Source organism: Phenylobacterium conjunctum (genome assembly GCF_042679085.1).
Classification (GTDB): Bacteria; Pseudomonadota; Alphaproteobacteria; order Caulobacterales; family Caulobacteraceae; genus Phenylobacterium; species Phenylobacterium conjunctum.
Genome location: NZ_JBHTLQ010000041.1, coordinates 1 through 26,426 on the forward strand (window position 1 = coordinate 1; position 26,426 = coordinate 26,426).

Below are 26,426 nucleotides of genomic sequence, written 5' to 3' on the forward strand. Positions count from 1 at the left end.
ACCTGCTCTTCTTCACGTCCGTCTCCTTGGGTGACGGACTCTCACTCAAATCGAGGGATCAGGAAGGGGGCAGGTCACTGGCCATGCCGGGGCGCGCAAGGTTGGGTGCGTCCGAGTCGGCCGCGAGCAGCTCAGAGCTGGGATTGGGGCGCACCGTCCGGCTCACGGGGAACGGCCATGACCCTGGGCGCGCGCAGGCTTGGCTGGTGGAGGCGCGTCAGGTTCTGCATCCCAGGCTGCTAGGCCGCTGGCGGCGCGCGCGGAGGATTGCTGCGCTGCATGAACAAGCTGTTGGGGGGCTATGGGCCCGCGTACAGGTTTTGGCCGGACCAACGGGTCCAGGTTCGGCTTGAATGTCCGGTAGCGAGAGCAGATTGTTGCGAGGGCGCAGGGCGGGCTGGGCGCACCACGGCGCGCGCTCCACCACGATCTACACTGTGGCGTGGGGTCAGGGCCCGCGCGCAACCACCTTTGGGCTGCAAGCCATCACGCCTTGATCGGCGGCCGCCGCTCCGCGCCCAAATGACCTCCATTGCCCCCGAGGCGTCCGCGGGCGCCAGCGCCGCTGCGGGGCCTTCCAACGCGGGGTGGCGCGATCGCATCGGCCTTTGTGGCGCGACGCTCTGGCCCGTCAAAGGCGCAGCGGTCGCCCCGCCGTCGGTCAGGGCCGAAATAGGTCGCGCAGCGGATAAAGGGCCGTGGCCGGTGAATGACCGTCAGCAGGCGCTCGACAATGGCGCGCGCCGTGACCGGCTTGCACAAGAATTCAGTCACACCCGCGTCGCGGGCTTCGACGAGATGGCGCAGATCCGAATGGCCGGTCAGCATGATGATTGGCAGGAACTGCTTGCCGTCTCGTCGGCCGCGGATCGCCCGGATCACGTCCAAACCGCGATAACCGGGCATCTCTTGATCTACGAAGACGATATCGAAATCGTAGGCCGCAACTGAGGCGAGGCCGCTGGCGCCATCGGCGGCGAAGTGGAGCTTCGTCACGCCGACCCCAGTCAGGACGGCGCCGATGATTTCACGCATGTCGCGGCTGTCATCGACCACCAGGATCGATAGGCGCCCATAGTCTGGCTCGGGCACGTCGCCTCACTTCGCTTTCATGGGAAAACGTTCGACCGCAAGGGGTGGGCCTATTGCGGCAAGGCGTTCGCGATCTTGGCGTAAGTGCCTTTGATGCGGGTCGACACCGTGCCAAGCGCGGTGATCAAGCCCACCGCAATCAAGGCGGAGAGCAGGGCGTACTCGATGGCCGTGGCCCCTCGCTCGCAGGCGAAAAATTTGTTCATGAAAGCAGTCATCAGATAACTCCCAAAGCATTAATCGCCGCGTTTGGTGCGGCGACCCAAACTGCAGTGACTGAAGTTAACATTGGGAGTCGAGATTATTCTGATGGAGGGCGTTATACCTGGATTGGTGAAAATTGAATACAGATTGTGATCTTTAGGTGCTGAATTGTGTGCGAGCCGCCCCAGTATTGGATCGCTGCACTTTTGCGGACCTCGACCTCGACGCGTTGGCCGAGGCTGCCGGCGCAACGCGACCTGGGAGGTGGTCGTGACACCTTCGGGCTGTTGCGCTGGCAGTATGGAGCGCTTCTGGAGAGAAACAGTCCGGTCTCAGGGTACAACGCAGCCGTCTGTCGGACGAGCAGGCTTATCCTCACCCTGGGGAGTTTGTCATCGCCCCAGCGCCGCAAGCGGCGTGATGTGCGGCGGCGAAAACGGACCGAGCGGCACGGCGGTCATCGACCAGCCGGCAGCGATCAAGGCGCCCAGGAGCAAGAAACTGGCCGCGAACGGCGCCATGCTCACCACGAGTGTGCTGAAGGTGAAGGACTTGTACCAGTTCTGGCAATAGACCAGGACCAGGGCCAGGCAGGGCATCATTGGGGTCAGAACGTTCCCAATGCCGTCGCCAACCCTGTATGCCGCTGTAGACATTGCCGGTGAGATGCCCAGCAGCATGAACATCGGGACAACAATGGGGGCCATAATCGCCCATTTCGCACTTGCCGAGCCCATCAACAGGTCGAGGAGCGCGGTCACCGCCACAAGGATCGCAATCAGCACCGGTGTTGGCAGCTGAGTATGACTAAGCTCGGCTGCGCCCAACAGCATCAGAAATTCGCCTAGGTGGGACAGGCGCACAAATGACACCAAAAGAGCGATCAGAACGGCCGCCAGGATATAGGGCGCCAGCTGGCCGATCCCCTGGCTCATCGCCCCCACCACCTGAGCACCGTCCTTCAACGCGCCAGTTGTCGCCCCATAGGCCCAGCCCGCGCCCAAGAAAAGCATCATGAGCATCGCCGGGATGCTCTTGAAGGCCGGCTCGAGGCGCGCGGGTCCGGATCGCGCGGCGTCCATCAGAGGGTGATAGGCCGGCGCAAGCAGCAAGATGGCGAACCCCGTAAGTATGAGCGCTGCTGCTAAACCCGCACGTCTGAGCCCCCGCGCTTCTTCGGGCCTCAAGTGCGGATCGGCCGCTGCGGCCATCTGGGCCGCATCACATAGGCCGATAGCGCGGAAATATCGCTCCAGAACCCGATCGGTTAGAAACCAGATCGCTGCGAGATAGGCTGCGGCCAGCACAGCTGTGAAGTACCAGTTCGCCAGCGGGTTAAACGCAATGTTCGGGTCCAAGGCCCTGGCGGCGGCGTGGGTCAGCGTGAAGAGCACAATGTCCTGTTCGCCCGGGAACAGATTGGCCGCGAAGCCGCCGGAGAAGGCCGCAAAGCCAGTGAGAATGCCTAAAACGGGACTGCGGCCCTTGGCGGCGAAGGCCAAGCCCGCGAGGGGGAAATAGACCACCATCAAGGCGTCGGATAGCTGGTGCGCCACAAGACCGATGATCGCGACGCTAGGCGTAAGGAGCGGGGCGTAAATGCGCTTCAGACTGCCCCGGACCAGGGCGTCGAACAGCCCGGAACGCTCGGCCACGGCCGCCCCTAAGGTCACGATCAGAATGATGCCCAGAGGCAGGAAGCTGGTGGCCGTGACGGGTGCAGAGGTCAGGATGGTGCGTAGGTTGTCCGCTGAGAAGACGCTCTGCACCGCGATTTCATGGGAGCCCGACACCGAGGTGACCTGCCAACCAAGACTCTCCCCCATAAAGGATGTCGCAATAATGAGCGCGCTCACCCAAAGCAGGATCGTAATGGCGCCTGTAAAGGGGTCTTTGCCGGTCATCGCACTAGGACTTGGGGCGCGGGATCGACGCCGGGTTCGAGAACTATCCTCACTATGACCCAAACTTGGCGCCCTGCCGGCTTGAACTCCCCGCTCTGGGTAAATTAGGCTGAGCTTCGTGGGCTGTCGCGCTGGGTCCAATAGACTTGGCGGCGGCGGGACGACCGAAAAGCCAACCCTGACCGTAATCCACGCCAAGGTCGCTTACGACGTGGGCGACCGCTTCGGTCTCAACCATCTCCGCCACGGTCTTGAGGTTCAGTCCCCGGCATAACTCCACCATGTGCTTCAGGAGCGTACGGTCTTTGTCGTCGCCGTTGACGTTGGCGATGAAGCGCCCATCGATTTTGACCACGTCCAGGCTGAGCCGGCGCAAGTACTCAAAGCTGGCCGCCCCGACGCCGAAGTCATCAAGGCAGATTTCCACGCCAAGCTCGCGTAGCCGAAGGACCTGCTGTTGGGCCAGGTCGAGGTCGGCCATGACGCTGGTTTCGGTGATCTCGATCAGAATACGGCCCGCGTCCGTGGCGGTCCGAACCGTCTTCAGGAGTTTATCGATCACTTGTGGTGTGGTCAGAGAGCGGCCGCTAAGATTGATGGCGACCCCGCCTCCCCCGAGGCTAGGATCTGCTCTCAGCGCGGCGCAGGCGGCCTCGGCGACCGCAAGGTCAAAATCGTGAATCATGTCGAGATCTTCCGCCAAGCGGATCGCGATAGCCGGACTACGACCGTCCTCGAAGCGCGCAAGCGCTTCCACATGATGAACGCGCCGATCCCGAAGATTGACGACTGGCTGGTAGACCAACTCGAAATCGCGGCGAGCGACCGCAGTCTTGAAGGTCACACGCTGTTCGATAGTGCGCTTCAGAACGCCGGCAAAGCTTTGCGCCGCAGCGTCAGGACCGTCTGTAATATAGCGTTCAAGGGCGTGGCGGAGGGCTTTCAAACTGGCGTCCGGCTCGGCGGCGTCCAGCCGAATGCTCGCGGCTGCCGCGCTGATCTCGACCCCCGCCTGTTCCGCCGCTCGCGAGAGCCGCTCGGTGACGGCGTCTGGATCGACGCCCTCAGCGCGCAGCAGGGCATACTTGTCCGCTGAAACCTGGGCGGCGCAGGCGCCGTTCGGCGAGGCGGCTCGCAGCACGCCGGCGATCCGAGCGCGTGTGGTCTGCGCGGCCTCTGCCGAGACCCGGCTCAACCCAGCATCCAGTCCGCTCAGGCAGACGAAATCAAGGTTGAGCGCGGCTGAGGCGGCGTCTGGACCCTCCAGCGCCGCCTCGAGGCTGTCAAGCAAGGTTGAGGGGCCCAGAAGGCCGGATCCGTCGTGTGCGCGGAGCGGCGGTGGAACCGCCTGCGCTTCCAACACCAGAGCGCAGGACAGATTCTGGGACGACTGCAGCACGCGGCTCACGGACAGCCGACCGCGGCGTACCCGGCCGTCCCGCCGCGGCGCCAGATGGACTTCCAGGGTGCGTCGCTGACCCACCGTGCGCAGCGCCTCGAGCGAGGCCTGGATCAGCATGTGGTCGGCGGATTCGAAGAGGACCGACCAATGCCAATGGCGCCATTCCTCCTCGGCGCCGCCCAGCAGGGCGCGAGACGCCCCGAGCAGAGTTGCGATGCGCCCGTCGGGTCCGATCTCGAAGAGGAGGTCGGCGGAGGCGAACGCCAGTCCCAGGATGCGCTCCAACTGGGCTTGGTGCGGTGATGGCGCGCTGGCCATCAGGTCTCAGGCCCGCACGATAGGCTTTCCTCGAAGTCCGCGAGGATGTCGCTGAGCTCAGCCGCAGACGGGCGCTTGGGACGCTTTGTGCCAAAGCGGTATTTCCAGAAGGATACGACGTGTTGCAGCGCCCCAAGCTCCTCGCCAAGCCGGGCGAACATGTCAGGGGCCGCGAGTAAGAAGTCGCGAAACCCTGCGGGATCCTCTCGCTCAGTAAGGTCGCGATAGGCGTCGTCATAGACATCCAGCGCCTGGCTCGTGGCGGTCAAGACACCATGGATCAGCTCTCGAATCCGCGCCTTTGACTTACGGATTTGCTGTTCAGCTTCGCGATCGCCAAGCCCCATCGTCTCCAGCAGCGCGATGCCCTTCCATGCGCTGATCGCGTCCGGCTTAAGCTCCTTTAGCACCCACTTGTAGTATAGAAAGCCACGCCACGCGAAAATGCCGTCCGAATATTCCGTTTCCGACATCCTTAGGACGTCTTTTAGGGGGCCTAGGTCTTCTCCAGGGTTGTTTGATAAAATCTTGTCGACAAGCCGCCCAGCCTTAATTCCCTGTCCGATGCCGCCGCCCAAAGAAATACCGACCAGAGATGTGATTTCGTTGCGGACGAATTCATACATCCGCTCGATGTCACCATCAGAGATATTGAAATATACCTTTGCTGGATCTAGCCCGTGGCGCTGCAGTTGGCCGCGCAGGAGAAAAGGATCTAAGGACGGTAACGAGTCCAGAAGTTCCAGGAGCAGTCTGTCTCGTTGTCCAGGCATCAGCGCCCCGCCAAACTCACTCTTGGCGATCACATCGAAGTCCCGCTGACCAAGGAAAAAGAAGGACCCGCCGAGTCGAAGATCTTGCGGGTCAATTGGGATCACAATCTTGGTCGCTACACGCCTCGGCTCCCGAAATAAATCTAGCTCGTGTGGCCTTATACGATGCTTTATGACTAGGCTGTTATTCAGAACCCGGTTCTGAAAGAAGCGTTGATTCGAACCTAGCTCAGCCGCCGAAATCAGCAGATTACTTGCGACGAGATTTAGCACCCGAGCCGTGGAGGCAGAATGCTGGAGCGCGGAAAGTCTCCGGATTTCCGGCGTAATCATGGGAACCTCTGGCGTACTGCGCGATCTGCCTTAAATTAGAGCGCGCATAAATTATATTGGGAACGCCAATTCGCGCGTGACGTCAGATAACTTGGGCATAGAAAATTTGCGCGAAGCCCGCGACTTTGGGCGAAAACTCTGGCGGCTCCTTTGAAGACATAGGAACTACATACATGGTCGAGAGTGTGTCCGCGGAAACTGAATCGCTAGTTAAATGGAAAAATCTAAGTACCCATGTGAGGTAATGTGAAAGTACCGGATTTGGGGAAAAGCAATACCGCAATCGGGTAATACCGCTGTTGGGTATAATAGGAGGGCACTGATGCCATCTATTAAGGCCTGAGTAAGCTGGCAACAGCAGCCTGCAGGTGAGCTAAACTGCTCTCATGATGCCAAAACGGCTCATGACACCTGTAAATGCGGGTTTGAAAATGCCTAACAGTATTAATACGAACTATGGGGCGATGGTCGCTCTGCAGAACCTTGGCGCCACGCAGGACGCCCTGACCGTTACGCAGAACCGGGTGAACACAGGTCTGAAGGTCGCCAGCGCCAAGGACAACGGTGCGATCTGGCAGATCGCCCAGACCATGCGCGGCAACGCCAGGGCGATGGATACCGTTCGCGATTCTCTCCAGCGCACCCAGTCGACGTCCGACGTGGCTTTGTCGGCCGGGGACTCCGTCGCCGACCTGCTGCTGCAAATGAAGGAAAAGGCCCTGGCGGCCTCTGACACCAGCCTCGATGCGACATCGCGTACGGCGCTGAACACTGACTTCAAGGCGCTACGCGATCAGGTGACCAAGGTCGTTACGAACGCCAGCTTCAACGGCGTCAACCTCATCAGCTCCGGCGCCGTCAATATCGCCGCACTGGCCGACGCCACGGGCACGAACAAGATGACCGTTCAGGCGCAGAACCTCTCGTTGGGCGGCACGGTTGTCACCGTGGCGGCCGCCGGCTCGATCGGGACCTCCACGCTCGCCACCACCATGCTGGCGACCGTGAACACCTCGATCGCGAATGTGAACACAGCGATGGCGACCATGGGCACGCAGAACAAGGCGCTGGCGAACCACCTCACGTTCGTGAACAAACTTCAGGACAGCCTGACCGCCGGGGTCGGCAATCTGGTGGATGCCGACCTTGCGAAGGAAAGCGCCAGATTGACAGCGCTGCAGACCAAGCAGCAGCTCGGCGTTCAGGCGCTATCGATCTCAAATAATTCGAGCTCAATGATCTTGAGTCTGTTCCGCTAGTTCCCGCCCCCAACGGGACGGCGCCGGCGTAAGGTTGCGGACCGCCATCCAGGCGGCCCGCGGCGTGCGTCGGCGCCAACGCCCCCCATCCAGAGCGCCAGTCCATGCCCTTTCCCCTCCAGGCCGTGGCGGGAGGCCCGCCGGCCGTCGTCGGGTCATCTCCGTCTGTGCAAACCTTTGACCCTCTCCCGCCCAGGCCCGCCGACGGAGCTATTGCGCCTTCAAGCGCAGAGACTCGCCTGATCATTGAGCAAGACGCCAGGTCGGGCGCCTTCGTTTACAAGACCGTCGATCCGCGCAGTCAGGAGGTGCTCTCGCAATATCCCAGCGAGCAGCTCCTCGAGCTGAAAGGTCGGGCCGAATACCAGCCCGGCGCTGTGGTCCAACAGAAGGCCTGACCACCAGGGTATTCCCCCAACATGGGTAGAAGATATCGCGGTGGTGGGGTGCGGCAGCATTGGACTGCTGGTACCACAATGCCCATTGTGGGCTTCGGTTAAGATTGAGCTTCGACGTATTTCCTCTTCTAAGGAGCGCGAATAATGGGACGAGCTATGTTGTCCTTCGCCCAGTCGCCCTCTCAAAGCGACGGCCTGGGTGGCATTATGCTCAGCGAGCAACCTTCTGATCTCGCAGTCAAAAATTTCGTTTTTGCTCAGAACATCGACTTCCTCCTGAAGTCGCTGAACGCAGTTTCAAAAATTTTTGGCGGGGACTCCACCACAATGGTGGTGTTCTGGACCATGGCGCGGGCGTCGGTCAGTCATGTTAACCGTGGCAACAAGATGAGCCAGGACGCCGTGGATGGCGTCTTTCCGGATCATCTGCGGCGGCCCGTGGCGGTGCTTAGCATCGCCAATTATCTTGGCCTACCCTATGAGACCACCCGCCGCCATGTGATGAAACTCGTCGAACAGGGCTTCGTGCGGCGGATTGGCTCGCGAGAGTTTCTCATCTCCCGTGATGTGCTGACGCGACCGGAATTCGAAGCGATCGCGAAAGACACTTACAGCCTGGCGGTGCAGCACTATCACAACATCTCAGAGCATCTGCCTGACCCCAGCTGAAGCCGCGGGCGGCAAACTCCCCGAAATGGTGATAACGGCGCTTGCTGAAGACCGGCGTTCTCTGATTGCACGGCGCTTACGCTTCGCGGGCTCTGAGGGGAACCGATGTACGGCATGATCCATCGCGCAGCGCGTGAGATGGTGCTTGAACAACATGGGGCGGGGGCGTGGTCTGAGGTGGTCCGCCTCGCCGACTTGCACGAGGCGCATTTCATCAGCGCCTCCACCTACAGCGATGATCTCACCCAGAGCTTGCTCGCCGCGGTCGCCAGCGTCCTACAGGAGCCCGAGCCCAGCCTGTTGGCGACGTTTGGGCGCTATTGGATCAAGTACGTCCTGAAGGGACCCTACGGTGACATTCTGCGGCTGGCGGGAGATGATCTGGCCACCATCCTGACCAATCTGGATCGCCTGCACGACGCGATCCGGGTCGCAATGCCGGCTGCAGACACCCCGTCCTTTGAGGTGTTGCGGCGTCAGTCGTCCGAAATTCGGCTAGCCTACCGGTCCAATCGCGCAGGGTTGGAGCCCTTTGTTATCGGACTCCTCCAAGGTCTTATGGAGGAGTGTGGGCTCGTCCCGCAGCTGGTGACCTGGACGCCGCTCGCGCAGGGCGCCGAGTTTGTCCTAACCGCCCCGCAAGGCCGCACATTTTGAACGCGTTGAAGCTAAGCCGTGAACAGGTGGGGTTACTCTTCCCCGCCTTCCTGGAGACGGATGCCGACTTGCGCGTTGTCGTGATCGGCCCGGCCCTGCAGCGTCTCGTCAAGCAAGACCTCGTGGGCGAATCCCTGACGGCTTTCGCGACCTTTGAACAACCGCTCGGCGATAGCGATGTCGATGTCTTGGTGCTGCGCCAATCTAGTCTGAAGCTGCGTCTAGCCAGCGAAGACCTCTTGCTGCGCGGCGTGGTTCTCAAACTCGCCTGCGGCTACCTGTTTTGCCTAAGCCATGCTGTTGAGCGACCGCAGCAACTCCTGCAGCGCGGCTTGCGGATGGAGGACTTCTCCCCCGCTGACGGCGGACTGCCCCTGGCGTTGGCGCTGGGGCTCAAGGATGAACTGCTCTCGGAAACCCGAGACCTGGTCGCAGATCTTGCCCAGGCGCGCGACGCCGCCGTCGCGGGGTCGCGGGCAAAGAGCGTCTTTCTGGCCAATATGAGCCATGAGATCCGCACGCCCTTGAACGGGGTCACGGGCGTCGCTGGCGCCTTGGCGCGGACCAAGCTCACCGCCGACCAACGCGATCTCCTATCGGTGATCCAAGCCTCCGGGCGGACACTGGAGCGCCTGCTGAGCGATGTGCTCGATGTCGCCCAGGGCGAATCCGGCCAGCTCGCGCTCCACGAGGCGCCCTGCGATCTGCGAGCGGCCGTCGAGGCGGCCGTGTTCCCGCTCCGGCTTCAAGCGGCCGAGAAAGGGCTGGCCTTCGATCTTGCCTTTGACCTCAGCGACCATCCGCTTGTGGTGATTGATGAGACGCGCCTGAAGCAGGTGCTGGTCTGTCTTGTGTCCAACGCGATCAGGTTCACGCCGCAAGGGGGCGTGCATATCACGGTCAATTGCGGTTCTGGGCCTGGTGAGGCCCTCGTCATGACGCTGAAGGTCGCCGACACAGGTGTTGGCTTCGATGAAGGTCAGGCCGCAGCGCTCTATGCGCCCTTCGAACAGGCGTCGGCAGGCCCTGGCGCTTCGTCGGGCGGGCTTGGCCTGGGTCTGGCGATCGCAAAAACGCTCTGTGAGCGGATGGGCGGCGATATCGCGGCGTCCTCCCGTCTGGGGGTCGGAAGTCTTTTCCAGGTCCGTCTGCCTGTCCGGCCCCTACCCGTCACGGCCACCGGTGCGGATGAGCCCGGCGGCGCGATCGCAAATGAGCATGGTCGCCCCTTTAGGGTGCTGCTGGCCGAGGATCACCCGACAAACCAAACCGTCATTCGCCTCATCCTGGAACCCCACGGCGTCAATCTGGTGATCGCCGGCGATGGGCTTGAGGCGCTCGACCGCTTTAAGGCGGCCGAATTTGACTTGATCCTGATGGACCTGCGGATGCCGGGGCTCAATGGTCTTGAGCTCACTAGCGCGATCCGGTCGCTCGAGTTTTCAACCTTGAGCCGGCGGACCCCGATCATCATCGTTTCCGCAGATGCGCTGCCAGAGCATCGGCGCGCGGGCCTCGACGCTGGCGCAGACCATTATCTGCCAAAGCCCATCACGCCGGAATCGCTGCTCGAGGCGATCGACAAGGTCCTTTCGGACGTCGATACCGTGGTTGAGTTCTAAGGATCAGACATGCGTCGCAGCTCCATCCTGGTGAGGGTCCCGCTGGGGCTTGGTCTTGCGGCCCTGCTCTTTTCTGGACCGGTCTGGGCCGCACCACGGTGCGCCACGCCGAGCGCGGAGCCTGGGGCCGTGATGGCCGCGTTGGACCAATGGTACGCCGCCATTCGGGCGGACGATCTCGACGGTTTCGCGAAAGTCACCACCTCGGACTTTATCGCCTATGATGCGGGTGGGGTTTATCCTGGACTAGAGTTGGCGCGTGCGATCAAGGCCGCCCACGACAGTGGTAAGGTCTTTGTCTGGTCGGTTGCAGCCCCCAAAGTGCAGCTCGACTGCCGCTCGGCGCTGGTGACCTATGTCAATAAAGGCCAGGTGAAGAGCGCTGATGGCGTCGTCGATGTAGTTTGGCTGGAGTCGGCCGCGTTTCGCCGCGAGGCTGGGCGCTGGAAACTGAGCTTCTTTCACTCGTCACGGGCTCACCCCGCGCGGTGATCCGACGTTTCCGCCGCAGGTTCTCCTCGAAGCTCGCACCGCGGTCCGCGCAATCCGCTAGCGGTCGGGCAGCTCGAGCCGCGATGTCGAAGGGACTTACGCGCAGGTGCAATAGGCCAACGGCCTCCTACTGGCTTCGAATACTTTAATTGAGTATAACCGCCGTTGTTGATTTGGATATGATAACGTATCCAATTTTCAGAGTGATGCTGCTCTGAATAAAAATCGTATCAATACCCATGATGGTGGGGTATTTAATGCGATTTAACGACAAGTCTGCTAATGTCTTCAAACTCGCCTAATGTCTTGCCCTGTCAGCAGGGCGTCTCGCCGGACGTTTGGCTGACGGCTGACAAGGTGGTCGGCCTCCCAAGATCAGGGAATGGGCCCTCTTTTCTCGAAAGCGCCGGTTCCGCGGCGGTGCGCGCCGCCCAGCGGGGCGCCACGACACGCCATCTTCCAGGCGATCCTGTGGTGGTGGCTCGCGCGCAGGTCATGCAACTCGAACAGGCGCTGTTCGCCGGTGTTGGCAAAGGCTGCGCGCTGGGCTTGCGGCGTCGCCCAGATGGCTTGTTTCAGCCACGTGACGCTTACAGCAGGACTTTGAATCAATCCTTGGAGGGGATTTGCCGCGAGCTTGGTCAGGCAAGGCAAAGGGTGGCCGAACTAGAGGGCGCGCCTCCTCCTGCTGGGTATGACCGAGCGAAAAACAATGGCGCAACCTGGACCCAATCCACCCGGGTTGCGTTCGCCGCTGCACTCGCCGCCACAGTTTGCGCGACCGTCCTTTTGGCTCGCCCCGCGCTCTCTGAAGCAGCGGGTAGTCATGCGCAGTCGTCCGCTTACGCTCTGACAAGTCGATGGTGATCACTATGGATGAGCAAGAGATTTCGCTTTCGTCGACCGCGGCCTTCCTATGCGCCTCTTTGGCAGAGGGTAGTCGTGTACTGGGAGTTGATCCCGTTAGCACCCTCATCATTCTAAGTGCGATGCAGGAGACCGATGCGCGCCCCCGCTCAGCCTCAGCGCTCAGCCGGCAACTCGGACTAGCGCGGGAGACCGCCCGCAGGCGCGTCCAGGACCTGCGCAAGGCAGGGTTTCTCGCGCCTCCTTCGTCGGATGAGGACGGCCTTGAACTGATTGAGCGTGCAGAGATCGCCGCCCTATCGGTCATGTTGGCCGACCTGGCCATCCAGCACGCCCGCACCTTTGACGGCGGGCGGCCGGTTGTGGACGGCCCGGCGCAAGATACGAGCTTCTGAACGGCCGGCATATGACAGTACAGACGATCCGTCGGCGGACCGCGCCGCTTCACGACGTAGACCTGCATGTGGCGCGTCGCCTCCGCGCCGGGCGGCGAGCGGCGGGTCTGACACAGCAGGATGTCGGCGACGTGGCCGGCCTGACGTTTCAGTAGGTCCACAAATACGAGCAGGGACAGAACAGGATCAGCGCGTCGACGCTCTATCGAATTGCGGAATTCCTAAATTTGCCCGTCGAATACTTCTTTGAAGGTCTTGGCGACGTTGACCCCTGCCCGCCGTCAGACGCGCCCGGCAAACTCGCCGCCGAGGATTGGCGCAACGTCGCCGACGTCATTCAAGCGGCGTCCGGTGATCAAGACCGGGCTGCGGCGCTCGAACTGATCAAGCAGAACTCTGTCCGCCGTCGATTGGCCGAAATCGTCGCTGAGCTAACGGCAGACGCCTAGGACACACGCGGCAGACGGCGGCTGACAAATGTCCTGGCGTCGCCTTAGTCTCGAGGTCCAATCAGGCGGCTCGCGGCATCGGGCGTTCCGCCTTCACCTGACACCAAGTTTGGAAGACGCAGAATGGCGAACCAGGCCCCGCAAGCTGCACTGTCTGCGCGCGAGATCGACTCCTATGTGGGGACAAGGGTGCGGGCTCTGCGGCAGATGGCCGGGCTCAGTCAGCAAAGGTTGGCGGAGGCGCTCGGGCTTACCTTCCAGCAAGTGCAGAAATATGAGCGTGGCTCCAATCGCATCAGCGCCTCCAAGCTCTTGCAGATCGCCCAAGTCCTTCAGGCGCCGGTAGGCGTCTTCTTCGACGGGTTGGAAGACAACCGTCACCTCGACGCCGCCCGCGGCGGCGGCGCTTGGAACGCGCTTGCAGACCAGTTGCTTTCGGAGCCTGCAGGGGTTGATCTGGCGCGCGCCTTCGCACGCATCCCAAGCGCTAAGGTCAGACGCCGACTTGCGGACTTGGCGACCGTGATCGCTGATGGCGGTCCGGCAGCCCCATCCTGCGACAACGCTCCAACCGACGAGCCCGGATCTTAGCGGCCATGCGGCAGCGACGGTCGCCGAGCCTCGAATCCTCCCGGCCCTGCCATAAGCCTTGACCCTCGGGGGCGCCGACCGCGCGTGTGGTCCTTCTCAATGTCTTCTCAGCAGCGCAGGCAGAAGGCCGTCTCGCCGAGCCCACCAAGGCTGACTGACCAAATAGGCGCGCGCCGCGCGCGTTAGACCCGCTGTGACAGCGCTCTGGCCCATTGGGTGCTCGCGTCGAAGTCTGCGGGGCCGTTCCAGGCATCCGACTCACTTGCGCCGACGTGGGTAGCCCCCGGCGCGAAGGTCCCCTGGAAATACACCGCCCACAATCCGCGGGCTTTCGCCCAAAAGTCGCCGTGCGATCATCAACACAAGCGATCGGATGGGCCGCAGAGGCGGCCCGGCCCATCCGGCGGCTTGGCGTCGACGCCCCTTTTTAGCTCCTCAAAGCACGAATCGCACCGTTACAATAAATAAAGCACTTGACCTAAGGGGGGATGCTCCGCAGGGTTGCGCTTATCGGGCGAATCCGTTGTTTCGCGATTTTAGGTAGCAACACATCATGATCTCCGACGCCTCTCGTTCGCCTGGGCCCACCGCAGCCGCCCGCGCGGTGTGGCTCAGCGTTGGGATGGTGTTGGTCGCCGGGCCCGCCGCGGCCGCCGGAAGCGGCACGGCCATGCCTTGGGAAGGGCCGTTGGAGACCATTATGCAGTCGCTGTCCGGTCCCGTCGCCAAGGCCGTGGGCATCATCGCGATTGTGCTCACGGGGCTAGGCTTCGCCTTCGCCGAGGGCGGATCGGCTCTGCGCAAGGGCATCGGCATTGTCTTCGGCTTGGCCATCGCCTTCTCCGCGACGACCTTCATCTCCACCTTCTTCAACATGACCGCCGGGGCGGCGTTCTGAGATGGCGCGCTCCGACGTCCAAGGGTTTGAGATCGCCTTCCACAGTTCGCTCTCCGAACCCGTGACGATCGCCGGCGTGCCGCGGATGATCGCGGTGCTCAACGGCACCCTCACCGCCGTGTTGGCGCTAGGCCTGCAGGTCCCGCTCATCGGAATCCCGGTCGGGCTCGCCATCCACAGCGCCTGCTACTGGCTGAACAAGCGCGACGCCTACTTCTTCGACGCCCTGGGCCGGCACATTCGCCAAAGGCCCTACCTGGACGCCTGACGTGCGCCCTCGGCTCCTCCCCTCCTCCCATCCGGTCTCATAGGGGTCCGACGTGCTGTATCTGCGTGAGTATCGGCCAAAGGCGGATCGCCTGTTCGATCACCTCCCCTGGGTCGCCCTGATCGGGCCGGGCCTGGTGCTCAACAAGGATGGCAGCTTCCAGAAGACCCTGGCCTTTCGCGGGCCTGATCTGGCCAGCGCCACCGACGCCGGGCTGGTCGCGACCCGCGCCCAGTTGAACAACGCCCTGCGGCGTCTGGGGTCGCGTTGGTGCCTGCACATCGAGGCGGTCCGCTCGCCCTCGCAGACCTATCCCATCAGCGCCTTCCCCGATCCGGTCTCCGATCTCGTCGATGAGGAGCGCCGCGAGGGGTTCGAGGCGCAGGAGCGGCATTTCGAGAGCCGGTACTTCCTGACCTTCACCTACTTGCCGCCGGAAGAGGCGATCTCGACGGCCGAGAGCCTGTTGCTTGAGAATGCGCCGTCCGGCCGCGGCGCGGAGGGTATGTACCGGGCCGCTCTAAGCGACTTTCTGAGCACGGTTCATCAGATCGCCGACATCCTCACCGCCATCATGCCGGAGGTGGGCGAGCTGGGCGACGACGAGACCCTGACCTACCTGCACAGCTGCATCTCGACCAAGCGCCACCCCGTCGCGGCGCCAGAGACGCCCGCCTATCTGGACGCCTTCCTGACCGACGACGATTTTCAGGGCGGCCTGCTGCCCCGCCTGGGCGGTCAGTATCTGCGCACCATCTCGGTCCGCGCCTATCCGACGACCTCTTCGCCGGGTCTGCTCGACCGGCTCAACGAGCTGGGCATCAGCTATCGCTGGGTCTGCCGCTATCTGCCGCTCGACAAGGAAGACGCCCGCAAGGCGGTGACCACGGTGCGCAAGCGCTGGTTCGCCAAGCGCAAGGGCGTCATGGCGCTCTTGAAGGAGGCCATCACCCGCGAGCCTTCCCTGCTGGAAGATCCCGATGCGGCGGCCAAGTCGGTCGACGCCGACGCGGCCCTGGCGATCCTCGGCGGCGACTACGCCTCGATCGGCTACTTTACTCCGACTGTGACCTTGATGGACGCCGACCCCGACCGGCTGGCCAACCGGGTGCGGGAGGTCGAGGGCGCGATCAACCGGGCCGGCTTCGTCTGCAAGGTCGAGGACGTCAACGCCGTCGAAGCCTGGATCGGCAGCTTGCCGGGCCAGGCCTATGCTGATCTGCGCCGGCCGCTGGTCTCGTCGCTGAACCTTTGCGACATGATGCCGATGTCGGCGATCTGGCCAGGGCCGACGCTCAACGCGCACCTGACCAGCGAATGCCAGAAGCGTGGCCACGCCGGCGTCCAACCCGCCTTGTTGGTCACGCGAACGGCGGGGACCACCCCCTTCCGGTTCGACCTGCACCAGGGAGATGTTGGTCACACCATGATCGTCGGCCCGACCGGGGCCGGCAAGTCGGTGCTCCTCAACACCCTGGCCATGCAATGGCTGCGCTACCCCGAGGCGCAGGTCTTCTACTTCGACAAGGGCGCGAGCTCGCGGGCCTCGACCCTGCTCACCGGCGGCCAGTTCTATGTCCTGGGCGGCGATCACAGCGAGCTGGCCTTCCAGCCGTTGGCGGCCATCGATTCCGCCGACGACCGTGCCTGGGCGCAGGAGTGGGTGCAGGACATCGTCGCCGCCGAAGGCGTACCGATCACCCCGCCGGTGAAGGATGAAATCTGGAGCGGGCTGCGCAATCTCGCCGAGGGCCCGCGGGAGCAACGCACCCTCACCCTTCTGGCCGCGACCGTGCAGGACCAGGCCGTCAAGGCGGCGCTGACGCCTTACACGCTGAGTGGGCCCTACGGCCACCTGCTCGACGCCAACCAGAACGCCTTGCGGCCCGCACCCTGGCAGACCTTCGAGATGGCGGAACTGATGGCCAGCAAGTCGGCGCTCGCCCCGGTGCTGACCTATATCTTCCGCAGCCTCGAGCGCCGTTTCGACGGTCGGCCCACCCTGCTCGTGCTCGACGAGGCCTGGCTCTTCCTCGACCAGGGAGCCTTCGCCGCCAAGATCCGCGAGTGGCTCAAGACGCTTCGCAAGTTCAACGTCGCCGTCGTGTTCGCGACCCAGAGCCTGGCGGACGTGGCTCGCTCATCGATCGCGCCGGCGCTGATCGAGAGCTGCCCGACCCGGGTCTTCCTACCTAATCCTGACGCCCAAACCCCGCAGATCGCGGCGCTCTATCAGGACTTCGGCTTGAACCCGCAGCAGGTCCGGATCATCGCCAACGTCACGCCGAAGCGGGAATACTACTATCAGTCCACGGCTGGGAACCGGCTCTTCGAGCTGGGCCTGGGCGGGTTGTCCCTCGCCGCCGTGGGGTCCTCTTCGCAGGGGGACCAGCAGCTGATCAGCCAGCTGCTCGCCGACCATGACCGCAGCGAGTTCGCTGAACGCTTCTTCGCGGCCAAGGGCCAGGCCGACGTCGCCCGCTACCTCGGCGACCAGCGCCGCGCCGCCTATCCGAGGGTGGCGTGATGGGCGCGCACGATCTTTCGTTTCTCAGTTCCCAACCGCCCCTTAGCGCCCAGGGCGCGGCACGGCTGGTTTGGCTGCGTCGCCGCCTCCCCGCGCCGTGGATCGCCAACCGCCGACGTCGCAGGATCCTGTTCCTCGTCCTGGCCGCGCCTGGGTTTTTGGCGGTCTTTGGCACGACCTATCACCACAACTTCTTCGTCATGCTGGCCGGCTTTGTCTTGTTCGGCGCCGCTGCCGCTTTCCGCGCCCTGACCGAGCCGCTCTTCCTACAGGCCGCGGCCGACACCTTCCTGCCGACGCCCCTCCCCTCGCACCAAAAGGACTCGTTCGATGCGTAAGCAGCTCATGGCCGCAGCGGCGGTCGTCGCCATGTCCTTTGGCTTGGGTCCGCTGCCGCCGCAGCCCGCGGCCGCGCAGCAGATCGTCTTCGATCCGCGCGCCGTCGCCCAGGCCGTACAGCAGGTTCGCCAGGGGCTGGCCCAAATCCAGCAGCTGCAGACCCAGGTCACCAACCAGATGGCGATGCTGCAGAAGCTCGGCGCCGACGTCACCCAGCCCTTGGCGCAGATCAACGCCCAGGCCAGCCAGCTCATGCAGCAGGCGCAGGCCATCGGCTACAACAGCCAGAACATCGCCGGCCAGTTCCAGCAGCTCTACCCGACGAGCCTCTCGGGTCAGAGCTTCGCCCAAATTCAACAGCGTCTCGCGAGCTGGGAAGCGAACAGCCGGCTGACGCTGCAGGACTCGATGGCGGTGCAGAACCAGCTCGTCCGGTCCCAGACGACGACGGCGGGCGCGGTCAATGGCGCCGTCGTCGCTTCGCAAGGGGCCGCCGGTCAGACGGCCGCGATCCAGGCGACCAATCAGTTGCTCGCCGCCCTGAGCAGCCAGCTTCAAGGCCTGCAGACGATCCTTATTGCGCAGGCGCGGACGCAAGAGACGATCCTTGCTCAGCAGCAGGCAGGCGCGGTGGCGGCTAGGGCGGAGACCGCGCGCGCCACGGCCTACACCAAGACGGGAAGCCGCCTTCCCAACATCTCGGATTTCCAGTGATGAGGTCCCTGCTCGTCCTCGGCTGCATTATCGCCATCGGCCTATCGGGATGTGGGAAGCCGTCCGCGGAGCCCAACCAATCGGATCCGCCCGCCAAAACCAAGCCGTGTCCCGACATCAACAACCGGGACCGCAACGATCCCTGCTCACCGCTGTACTTCAAGAAGAAGGGCAGCAGCCTCCCCGACAAGAACAGCCTCTAAGCTGTTAGCTAGCCGAGTAAGCCCATGGCGACGGCAGACCCCGCTGCTCTAGACCAATTTATCAGTGCGTTTACCGGCCAGGTGGGCAGCGGCTTTGGCGCAATTGCAGGGCCAGTCCAAGGCGTGCTCGCGACCTTGGTTGTCATAAGCATCACTCTGTCGGCGATCCTATGGGCGATTGACGAGACCCAGAATGTCATGGCGGCGCTCGTCAGGAAAATTCTCCTGATTGGCTTCTTCGCTTGGCTGGTGACGAATTGGCATTCGTTGACACTGACTGTCATCAACGGGTTCGCAAAGCTTGGCCTGCAAGCCAGTGGCGGCGGCTCGATTGGCGACTTCACTCGAGCTCCGACGAAGGCCGTTGAGGCGGGCCTCTCGGTCGTCATCGACCTCATCAAGTACATTGGCGACTTAGCCCAGCAGAATGCCGGCTTCGGCGCGCTCATGCACATCGACATGATCATCGTCGCAGCGGTCGCTGCGATCGGCATCCTCCTCGCCTTCATCATCCTCGCAATCGAGATCGCCGTGACGATCATCGAATTCTACATCGTGACGCTCATCGCCTTCGTTGTGGTGCCTTTCGGCGTGCTGTCTCAGACCTCCTTTTTGGCTGAGAAGGCGATCGGTTACGTCGTCTCTGTCGGCTTCAAGTTCATGGCGCTCGCGGTCATCGCAGGTGTCGGGATCAACATTTTCGAGACCTATACCCTGTCGGCTCAGCCGACCGTGGCTGAAGAAGCCGGCCTCCTATTGTCAGCCATCTTCCTCATGATGCTGGCTCTGAAGGTGCCGGCCATCGCTGGGGCAATGATCTCCGGTGGGCCACAACTCAATACTGGCGGTGCTCTCATGGGGGCGGCTGGCGTGGCCGCTGGTGCGGCCGGTGTGGGTCTTGCCGCCCGAGCGGCTGGCGGAGCCGTCGGCGGCGGGTGGGCGGCCGGGGGCGAAAAGATCGCCGCCGCGCGCGCCGCGTCGGGCGGCTTGGGCTCTGGCGCCTCCCGTCCGTCCGGGGGTGGGGGCGGACCGAGCGGTGGGGGCATGGCCGCGGATTTCGCCCGCGCCCCGGTATCGACTTTGGTGGCGGAAGGTCGGGTTGCGGGCAGCCGCTTGTTTTCCACGCCAGCCTCGAATGACGGCGAAACGTCGCCGCCCCCTCCCCCGCCTCCGCCTGAAACGGGGTCGACGTCATCAGTCGTTTCGCGAGCCCAGGCCCGCCGGGGCGGCGGGCTGGCGGGCACCGCTCGGGACGGCGCCGCCGCGGCGACCGCTGGCGGAGATGGAAACGGCCCTGGACTGAGCGCCACGCCGACCCGCCGCGATGACGACCCCGAAGAGTAGTCCCAGTCGAGAGTCCGCCGATGAACCCCTTCAAACGACCGAATGATCGCTACGGCAGCTCCGCGCCGGTCGAGAGCCCCTATCTTCGAGCCTCGCGCGAGTGGGACAACCGCATCGGATCGGCAGTCGTGCAGGCCAAGAACTGGCGGATGGCCGCGTTCGGCGGGCTGGGCCTCGCGGCCTTGTCGCTGGGCGGGTTCATCTACGAGGCCAACAACACCAACATCGCCACCTACGTCGTGCCGATCGACCGCTACGCCCGCCCCGGGCGCATCGAGCTGGCGGGGCGGACCTACGAGCCGACCACGGCCGAGATTGGCTACTTCCTCGCGGACTGGGTGCGTCGAACCCGCTCGAAGAGCATCGACCCCATTGTCATCCGGGACAATTGGACCGGGGCCTACCACTTCGTGTCCGGCCCGGCGATCGGTCAGCTCAACGCCTTTGCCAAGGCCAACGACCCCTTCGCCAATGCGGGCACCCAAGCCGTCAACGTCGAGATCGTCTCGGTCCTGCCGCGTAGCGCACACACCTACCAGGTCCAGTGGCGCGAGACGCAGTTTAACGCCGGCGCCTCCGGCGCGACAGAAGCCTGGACGGGTCTCTTCACCACCAAGGTCGTGGCGCCGAAGAACGAGGCCGAGCTGAGGGCCAATCCGCTGGGGATCTACATCGCCGAGTTTCAATGGAGTCGTGAGCTATGAGCGCCTTGTCCCCCAGACGGATTTCCATGGGCGCTGCGGCCGGCTTGTTGGCGATGCTGGCGGCCTCGATCAGTCCTGCGGTTCAGGCGCAAACGCCGCCGCAACGCCCGGTCGCGCCCGTCGCGCGGCCTGTCGCGCAGACCGCTCCCGCGCCGGCCGCTCAGGCGCCCGTCCGGGCCGCGCCGAAGCGCAGACTTACGCCACGGCGCTACGCGCGGCCTACAGCGCTGACGACTGTGCAGTCGGCCAACAGCAGCGCGCGGGATTATCCAAGTGCTGGCGCCTATGTGAACGCCGCACTCTACTACGACTTCGAGCCGGGGCGGCTTTACACCGTTCACGCCAGCCCGCGCTTCCTTACGGCGATCTCGCTGCGCCCCGGCGAAAAGCTAATCTCCAAGGCGGCGGGCGACACGGTTCGCTGGGTGCTGGGTGAGACCGTCCAAGGCTCGGGCGCGACCCAACAGGTCATCGTGATGGTCAAGCCGATCCGCGGCGGCCTGCGGACCAACATCATCCTGACGACCGACCAGCGCACCTATTTGCTCGACGCGGTCAGCTATGAGGGCGACACCTACACCAGCGTCATCAGCTGGAACTATCCGCAGGAGGAGGCCCGCGAGCGGCAGGCCGCTCAGGCGGCCGAAACCCAAGGGGTGGCGGCTTCGGGCCTGGCGGTGGACTCGCTGCATTTCGGCTATCGCATCAAGGCCAACGGCTTTCGCGCGCCCCGTTGGCAGCCGGTCCGCGTCTTCGACGACGGCCTGAAAACCTACATCCAGTTTCCGCGTGACATGGCCTCGACGGAGGCGCCGCCGCTGTTCCTGATCGGGCCTGATAAGCAGGCCCAGCTCGTCAACTACCGCTATCTCGGCGGCTACTTTGTGGTGGACCGGCTGATTGATGTCGCGGAGCTGCGGCTGGGCGAGCGTAAGCAGCAAGTGGTGCGCATTACCCGCACCGGAGGCGGGTCATGATCCAGCTTCCGCCCGATGCGCCGCTGGGCGCGCCGCCGCGCAAGGCGTCGCCGGAAAGCGTGCTGGCTGCGCCCCGCACGCCGGTGACGCGCTGGAACCGCAAGTACCTGATCCTGGGCGCCACGGGCCTCGCCAGCGTCGTCGCTTTGGGCTTCTACCTGGGCTTCGGCGGGGCCCACGCGCCGCAGGCGCGACAGGAGGCGATCTCCGACGCCGCCGATACTGGTCAGGTTCAGACGCCGGCGATCTCGACCAAGTATGCCGCCGGCTATGCCGATCCGGCGCTTCAGGGCCTTCCCGGCACGGCGCCCCTGCCTCCAGCCGAGGGGACGCCGGGCGCGTCCGGCACCTTGCCGGCGGGCGCTCCGCCGCCTCCCCCTCCCCCCGCTCAGGTCGATCCGGCTGTGCAAGCCGCACGCGAACAGGCCCTGGCCGCGCGTACATCCGGCCCCTTCTTCGGCGGGCCGCCCGCTATGGCAGGATCACCTGCGGCGGATCCCGCCGCACTTGCCCGCCCGATCGCCGCGGCCGTAGGCGCCGCGGCCGAGCCGGCTGCCGCCGAGGTGCAGCCGGCCAATGGCCTGGCCGCCAAGCGCCAGTTCGCCGCCAGCGCGCGGACGGACGATTATCTGACCAACCCGCTGCAACCGGCGTTGAGCCCGTGGGAGGTGAAGGCCGGCAGCATCATCTCGGCCGCCTTGGTGACGGCCATCAATTCCGACCTGCCGGGTCAGGTGATCGCCCAGGTCACTGAGCCGGTCTACGACCACAGGACCGGGCTGACCGTGTTGATCCCACAGGGTTCACGGCTGATCGGCCAGTACGACAGCCAGATCGCCTACGGCCAGAACCGGGCCCTGATCGCCTGGAACCGGATCATCATGCCCGATGGCCGTTCCATCAACATCGGCGCGATGGCCGGCGCAGACCTCACCGGCGCGGCCGGCCTGCAGGACAAGACCGACGGCCATTTCGGTCAGCTAGCGCGGGGCGTGATCCTCTCCACCCTGTTCAGCGTCGGTGCGGCCGCCGCCCAGGACGCCGGCGACCGCAGCTCCGGCGCGCTGGTGGTCAACTCCGCCGCCAGCGGGGTCGCCAACTCCGCTCAGCAAGTGGGCCAGCAGATTACCGGCCGCGACCTCAATCGGCAGCCAACCTTGCACGTGCGGCCGGGATGGCCGGTTCGCGTGCTCGTCAGCAAGGACATGATCCTCGCTCCCTACCCGTAAGCGTGAGTGTTTCAGATGACCCCATCCGCGGAGAAGCTCGGGCTATTCCTGCCTGAGGGCCTTCACCAGGACATGCTCTTTACGGCGCAGCGCCTGAACAGGCGCAAGAATCCCCGGGGCTGCGTGCGGCTCATCTATGAGCGGGCGTTCCGCGAGTTGGTCGAGGCGCTGGATCGCGGCGACACGATCGTCTTCCCGGCCGTGCGCGGGGCGAAGGACCGGGTCTCTGTCCGCTTGTCCAGACCGCTTTGCCTGCAGATCCGCCGGCAGACCGACGCCCTCAACCTCAAGCTCACCGACTTCGCCTTTACGGCGATCCAGCGCTTTCTGCACAGCACTCAAGGACCCGCCCATGACGCGCCCCGCCAAGACCGCCCTGGCCCTCGGCAAGATTGATCTCGAGGAGAAGACGACCGATCTGCGGCTGAGGTTGAAGGGCAAGCTCGCCGTTGACCTGGCCGACTACCAACGCGCCTTCGCCGAGGCCAACGACCAGTCGCTCGAACTCGAACAACTGGTCCCCCATATCCTTGCGGCCTTTATGGACGCCGACAAGGGATTCCAGGCTTGGCGCCGGATGCAGGAGAAGATCGCATAGCGGCGCACCGGGACGCTGAACCGATATTGCTGGCCGCGGCTCGGCTGCGTGAGCGTTGGGCAAGGCGCGGCGGCTCAAGACGCCCCGCCACACACCCGAACCCCGCCCAGCGGCCTTCGCCTGACGGCCTATTGTTTGGACCCGGTGGGTGCGGGTCCACCGGTGCAGACTTGCTTGGTCCCAGGACACGACCATGTGGAGGAGCAGGACCACCTGCCAGCGGCGGACTTACAGAAGACCTCCTTCAGGCTGGCTTGGGCGCGCTTGCAGCCCAGAAGCATCTCTGGCGCACGCGCCTTGGCCTCGGCCTCGGCCCGGGTCGGCATGAAAGGCGAGCCTAGATACTGGCCAACGATCGGCACGGTCTTGCAGACCTGCGGTGGACCAGAGGCGCCGCTCTGCGAAGTCTGAGGCCGCGGCGTCTTTGCAGCAGCCGGTCTTGCCGCGGTGGCGCCGCCGCCGCTCGTCGTGGCCTTCGGGCTTGCGCTATTCGACTCAACGATAAGGCCCGCATCTCGCGTAGGCTTAGGTGCAGACGCCTTGGCGCTCGTGAGGTTGGGCGACCACCAGGTCTTCGATAGGCCGGTGAGGCGCTTTACGTATACGGTCCAGCCGCCGATCGCCTCAAACTCAGTGTCCGGCTTGGCCCAATCCGGTGGCTCGCCCTCACTGAAGTAGTTGTCACACTTCACGCGGGCGTCGAGGTCGGGTCGCCGAGCGGCGACCTCAGCCTCGAATCGGGACTGAAACTGCGAAAAACTCACATTGGGGATGTCGCGGGTGGCAACGCCCTCGGTGACGTACTTCACAGTATCGCCCTGCCAGACCTCACAGTAGTAATGGTTGCCATATTCCTCGCTGAAGGCCGGCGCCGCTGCAGTGAGGCTTAAGGCGGAGACGCCCAGCGTCAGGGGGGCGGCGATCCAGGCCTTGGGGTTCGAAGCGCGCAAGTCGGGTCTCCAGCATTTTTAGGTGCGGACAGGCGATCAAGACCGCCACGGATTGGCGATCCGCCATCTGCTGGCTGCGATTTGCGGTCGAAAGCTTGGCGGCGTCATCGGCGATTGTGGGGTGCGCTTCTACCCATCCTGTGGAGACCCCGTTGACCTCTGCCCGGGCCGCCGCACATCTGAGCCCGAGGAATTGGGGTGAGCCGTGGATCGCGATCAAAGGGCGATTGAGCTGTTCCTGGCGCCGGAGATCCTGTTGGCGCCGGCCGCTCAGCCGCCGCTGACGGCCGAACGCGCCTTCTCGCCTATTTTGCGCCCTGAAAGCCTCGCAGTCGCGGTGCTGAACACAAAAGGAGAGGTGCTTGACGCCTCGCCGCTGTTCCTGGCCGAGGGCGCGACGCAGCTCATAGATCGGGAGGCCGTAGGCTTGGCGATGCGACGCGACCGACCGGTCAGCCGCCCGGTCGCTGTTCAACGTTGCGGCGCCGTGCATCCGGTCGTCTTCACCTATATGCGGGCGGCTCGCGCGCGGGCCCTAAACGCGGTGCTGCCAGCGCTTGCCGAGGCGACCGCCGAGCCTCGCGTGGTCGTGTTGGCCTCGCTGTCGGCGGGAGCCGGTCCCCTCGATTGGGCCTGCGAACGCTTTGGTCTCAGCGGTCTGCAGCGGCGCGTCGTAGCGACCGTTGTCCACACAGGTTCGATCAAGCGGGCTGCTACCGAGCTTGGCGTCGCCTACGACACGGCGCGCGAGGCGCTTTCGGGCTGCTATCGCCGCACAGGGACGCGGCGCGTGTCAGAACTGGTTGGCCGGCTTTCTGCACTGGCTTTTGGTCTGTTGCCTTCGGATCGGGACGCTTCAGTCCTGCTCACCGACATCTGGGGCCTGAGCCAGCGGCAAGCTGCGGTGGCGCTGCTGGTGGCCAGCGGCGTGTCCCGCAAAGAGGCCGCCCGCGCCCTCAAGCTGTCAGCGGCGGTGGTCCGCAAGGAGCTCGAGCACATATTCGACATCCTTCAGGTCACGACCGAGAGCGAGCTGGCACGGGCCCTTGCCGGCCTGGAGGCTCAGGCCGCGCTGTTGGCAGGCGAGCCTGGCTTCATGAGCACGCCAATCGAGCCCTTGAGGCTGCGGCCGCGGCCGGACGGCTCGCTGACCGCCTGGAGCGATTACGGGCCTGCCGATGGCCGCCCGGTGCTCTTCGTGCATTCCAGTATGACCACGCGGATCGCCCCGCGAGGTCTGGTGGCCGCCTTGCAGGCGGCAGGCTTTCGGCCAATCGCCGTTGACCGGCCTGGCTTTGGCATGAGTGATCCCCTCCCCGGCGTGAAGGCTGGCGCGCACGATCCGTTCGAGGCGGCGGCGCAGGATTTCGTGGCGCTGGCGGACGCGCTGGGTGTGCCGCAGTTTGACGTCGTCGCTCGCGGCGGCGCTCAGTTCGTGGTCGCCCTCGCGCGGCTCGCGCCGGCTCTCCTGGGCCGCGCGGTGCTCGTGAACCCGGATCCGCCATCGGGCCTCGACAGCCGCCGGGTCGGGCCGCTTGGGGTGCTGAAGGAAATCTATCTGCGGCGTCCGGAGCTGATCCGGCCCGCAATCCAGGTCCTGGCCCGGCGGCTGACCCGTGATCGACTGCGCAGCATGTTTGAGGTGTCCATGCGAGGTAGTCCGGCCGATGAGCGCGCCATCGCGGACACCGAGATATTTGATGACTATCACCGATCCACCCGCATGTTCGCGACCGGTCGCATCGAGGGCTATGTCAATGAACAGGTCGCCTTGGCCAAGTCGGAAGCAGCGCTTGGCCTATGCAGGCGCCCGGACTGGACGGTGCTGATCGCCGAGGGCGACACCCTGCATGATCCCGACATCGTCGAGCGATACTGGCGCGCCGTGCTGCCGGACAGTGACTTTGTCCGCGCGCACAACGCCGGCCGGTTCTTGGCCATGACCCACACTGACCTCGTGGTCCAGGCGCTGACCGCCCGACCACGGGCTTAGACGATTGAAGCGGCGCTGGGGCGCCGCGCCGGCCAAGGCGCTGTGGGGTGGCGTTCCGTTAGCGACCGCGCCACAGCCTGTGAGTCGGGCCAGCGGGACTCTTATCGCGGGCGGCGTCAACCGCTCCAATTGAGCCTTTTTGGCCAAAAAAGTGCAATTCCAAGCCTTTAGGAATCGCCAGACTCACGGAACGCTAATTCCGCCCGAGTCGCGTTGCGGGCTCTCCATGCGCGCTCGGTCTGTGAGGACTTCATCTT

At 64.2% G+C, this 26,426-nt stretch carries 25 protein-coding genes and 1 pseudogene; 20 read left to right on the forward strand and 6 right to left on the reverse strand.

Features of this window, described 5'->3' with window-relative positions; translation table 11 throughout:
- Positions 1 to 486: 486 nt before the first annotated feature.
- The 5 genes from ACFQ27_RS15595 to ACFQ27_RS15615 all read right to left on the reverse strand — a co-directional run bounded on the left by ACFQ27_RS15595 (position 487) and on the right by ACFQ27_RS15615 (position 6,026).
- Complete coding sequence (locus ACFQ27_RS15595; RefSeq protein ID WP_377354243.1) at positions 487 to 1,092, reverse strand: response regulator; 606 nt, start codon at positions 1,090 to 1,092, stop codon at positions 487 to 489.
- Positions 1,093 to 1,142: 50 nt separating this feature from the next.
- Positions 1,143 to 1,310 carry a Flp family type IVb pilin gene (locus ACFQ27_RS15600; protein ID WP_377354244.1) on the reverse strand — a complete coding sequence of 56 codons (168 nt, stop codon included), beginning with the start codon at positions 1,308 to 1,310 and terminating at the stop codon, positions 1,143 to 1,145.
- Positions 1,311 to 1,688: 378 nt separating this feature from the next.
- Positions 1,689 to 3,200, reverse strand: a complete 1,512-nt coding sequence (locus ACFQ27_RS15605; protein WP_377354245.1) for an AbgT family transporter — start codon at positions 3,198 to 3,200, stop codon at positions 1,689 to 1,691.
- 52 nt (positions 3,201 to 3,252) lie between these two features.
- Positions 3,253 to 4,920 (reverse strand): EAL domain-containing protein, encoded by a 1,668-nt coding sequence (locus tag ACFQ27_RS15610; RefSeq protein ID WP_377354246.1) that lies wholly within the window; start codon positions 4,918 to 4,920, stop codon positions 3,253 to 3,255.
- Entirely contained in the window at positions 4,920 to 6,026 is a 1,107-nt protein-coding gene (locus tag ACFQ27_RS15615; protein ID WP_377354247.1) for a hypothetical protein, read from the reverse strand. The genes ACFQ27_RS15610 and ACFQ27_RS15615 overlap by 1 nt, the downstream gene beginning before the upstream one ends.
- Positions 6,027 to 6,457: 431 nt before the next feature.
- Here ACFQ27_RS15615 and ACFQ27_RS15620 point away from each other — a divergent pair, with 431 nt between their 5' ends.
- The 19 genes and pseudogenes from ACFQ27_RS15620 (at position 6,458) to ACFQ27_RS15710 (ending at position 23,226) form a co-directional block, all read left to right on the forward strand.
- Complete coding sequence (locus ACFQ27_RS15620) at positions 6,458 to 7,285, forward strand: flagellin (protein ID WP_377354277.1); 828 nt, start codon at positions 6,458 to 6,460, stop codon at positions 7,283 to 7,285.
- A 554-nt stretch (positions 7,286 to 7,839) separates the two neighbouring features.
- A complete protein-coding gene (locus ACFQ27_RS15625; protein WP_377354248.1) occupies positions 7,840 to 8,352 on the forward strand; it encodes a hypothetical protein in 513 nt (170 codons plus the stop codon).
- A gap of 105 nt (positions 8,353 to 8,457) precedes the next feature.
- On the forward strand, positions 8,458 to 9,009 hold the full coding sequence (locus tag ACFQ27_RS15630) for a heme NO-binding domain-containing protein (RefSeq protein WP_377354249.1): 552 nt from the start codon (positions 8,458 to 8,460) through the stop codon (positions 9,007 to 9,009).
- Positions 9,006 to 10,631 (forward strand): response regulator, encoded by a 1,626-nt coding sequence (locus ACFQ27_RS15635; RefSeq protein ID WP_377354250.1) that lies wholly within the window; start codon positions 9,006 to 9,008, stop codon positions 10,629 to 10,631. Before ACFQ27_RS15630 ends, ACFQ27_RS15635 begins: the two co-directional genes overlap by 4 nt.
- 132 nt (positions 10,632 to 10,763) lie before the next feature.
- Positions 10,764 to 11,123 (forward strand): DUF4440 domain-containing protein, encoded by a 360-nt coding sequence (locus ACFQ27_RS15640; RefSeq protein WP_377354251.1) that lies wholly within the window; start codon positions 10,764 to 10,766, stop codon positions 11,121 to 11,123.
- Between the two features lie 860 nt (positions 11,124 to 11,983).
- Entirely contained in the window at positions 11,984 to 12,385 is a 402-nt protein-coding gene (locus ACFQ27_RS15645; protein ID WP_377354252.1) for a winged helix-turn-helix transcriptional regulator, read from the forward strand.
- A 173-nt stretch (positions 12,386 to 12,558) separates the two neighbouring features.
- Positions 12,559 to 12,834: pseudogene (locus ACFQ27_RS15650) on the forward strand (hypothetical protein); the annotation flags it as partial.
- A 123-nt stretch (positions 12,835 to 12,957) separates the two neighbouring features.
- On the forward strand, positions 12,958 to 13,425 hold the full coding sequence (locus ACFQ27_RS15655; RefSeq protein ID WP_377354253.1) for a helix-turn-helix domain-containing protein: 468 nt from the start codon (positions 12,958 to 12,960) through the stop codon (positions 13,423 to 13,425).
- Positions 13,426 to 13,978: 553 nt separating this feature from the next.
- The gene (locus ACFQ27_RS15660) at positions 13,979 to 14,323 is read left to right on the forward strand and encodes a TrbC/VirB2 family protein (protein WP_377354254.1); all 345 of its coding nucleotides are present in this window, start codon (positions 13,979 to 13,981) and stop codon (positions 14,321 to 14,323) included.
- Between the two features lies 1 nt (position 14,324).
- Positions 14,325 to 14,591 (forward strand): VirB3 family type IV secretion system protein, encoded by a 267-nt coding sequence (locus tag ACFQ27_RS15665; RefSeq protein ID WP_377354256.1) that lies wholly within the window; start codon positions 14,325 to 14,327, stop codon positions 14,589 to 14,591.
- Between the two features lie 52 nt (positions 14,592 to 14,643).
- Positions 14,644 to 17,118 carry a conjugal transfer protein TrbE gene (gene trbE / locus ACFQ27_RS15670; protein ID WP_377354257.1) on the forward strand — a complete coding sequence of 825 codons (2,475 nt, stop codon included), beginning with the start codon at positions 14,644 to 14,646 and terminating at the stop codon, positions 17,116 to 17,118.
- A complete protein-coding gene (locus ACFQ27_RS15675; RefSeq protein ID WP_377354258.1) occupies positions 17,118 to 17,456 on the forward strand; it encodes a hypothetical protein in 339 nt (112 codons plus the stop codon). The genes trbE and ACFQ27_RS15675 overlap by 1 nt, the downstream gene beginning before the upstream one ends.
- Positions 17,449 to 18,171: a conjugal transfer protein TrbJ gene (locus ACFQ27_RS15680; RefSeq protein ID WP_377354259.1), complete on the forward strand. Its 723-nt coding sequence runs from the start codon at positions 17,449 to 17,451 to the stop codon at positions 18,169 to 18,171. The genes ACFQ27_RS15675 and ACFQ27_RS15680 overlap by 8 nt, the downstream gene beginning before the upstream one ends.
- Before the next feature lie 227 nt (positions 18,172 to 18,398).
- Positions 18,399 to 19,718 carry a P-type conjugative transfer protein TrbL gene (gene trbL / locus ACFQ27_RS15685; protein ID WP_377354260.1) on the forward strand — a complete coding sequence of 440 codons (1,320 nt, stop codon included), beginning with the start codon at positions 18,399 to 18,401 and terminating at the stop codon, positions 19,716 to 19,718.
- 20 nt (positions 19,719 to 19,738) lie between these two features.
- Positions 19,739 to 20,422, forward strand: a complete 684-nt coding sequence (trbF, locus tag ACFQ27_RS15690; RefSeq protein WP_377354261.1) for a conjugal transfer protein TrbF — start codon at positions 19,739 to 19,741, stop codon at positions 20,420 to 20,422.
- Positions 20,419 to 21,399: a P-type conjugative transfer protein TrbG gene (gene trbG / locus ACFQ27_RS15695; protein WP_377354262.1), complete on the forward strand. Its 981-nt coding sequence runs from the start codon at positions 20,419 to 20,421 to the stop codon at positions 21,397 to 21,399. The genes trbF and trbG overlap by 4 nt, the downstream gene beginning before the upstream one ends.
- Positions 21,396 to 22,628 carry a TrbI/VirB10 family protein gene (locus tag ACFQ27_RS15700; RefSeq protein WP_377354263.1) on the forward strand — a complete coding sequence of 411 codons (1,233 nt, stop codon included), beginning with the start codon at positions 21,396 to 21,398 and terminating at the stop codon, positions 22,626 to 22,628. Before trbG ends, ACFQ27_RS15700 begins: the two co-directional genes overlap by 4 nt.
- 15 nt (positions 22,629 to 22,643) lie before the next feature.
- A complete protein-coding gene (locus ACFQ27_RS15705; protein WP_377354278.1) occupies positions 22,644 to 23,024 on the forward strand; it encodes a hypothetical protein in 381 nt (126 codons plus the stop codon).
- Complete coding sequence (locus tag ACFQ27_RS15710) at positions 22,981 to 23,226, forward strand: DUF2274 domain-containing protein (RefSeq protein WP_377354264.1); 246 nt, start codon at positions 22,981 to 22,983, stop codon at positions 23,224 to 23,226. Before ACFQ27_RS15705 ends, ACFQ27_RS15710 begins: the two co-directional genes overlap by 44 nt.
- 128 nt (positions 23,227 to 23,354) lie before the next feature.
- Here the strand turns inward: ACFQ27_RS15710 and ACFQ27_RS15715 are convergent, their stop codons facing one another.
- Positions 23,355 to 24,176 (reverse strand): hypothetical protein, encoded by an 822-nt coding sequence (locus ACFQ27_RS15715; RefSeq protein ID WP_377354265.1) that lies wholly within the window; start codon positions 24,174 to 24,176, stop codon positions 23,355 to 23,357.
- A gap of 205 nt (positions 24,177 to 24,381) precedes the next feature.
- Between ACFQ27_RS15715 and ACFQ27_RS15720 the strand changes: the two genes are divergently transcribed.
- Complete coding sequence (locus ACFQ27_RS15720) at positions 24,382 to 26,169, forward strand: alpha/beta fold hydrolase (protein WP_377354266.1); 1,788 nt, start codon at positions 24,382 to 24,384, stop codon at positions 26,167 to 26,169.
- Positions 26,170 to 26,426: the final 257 nt, after the last annotated feature.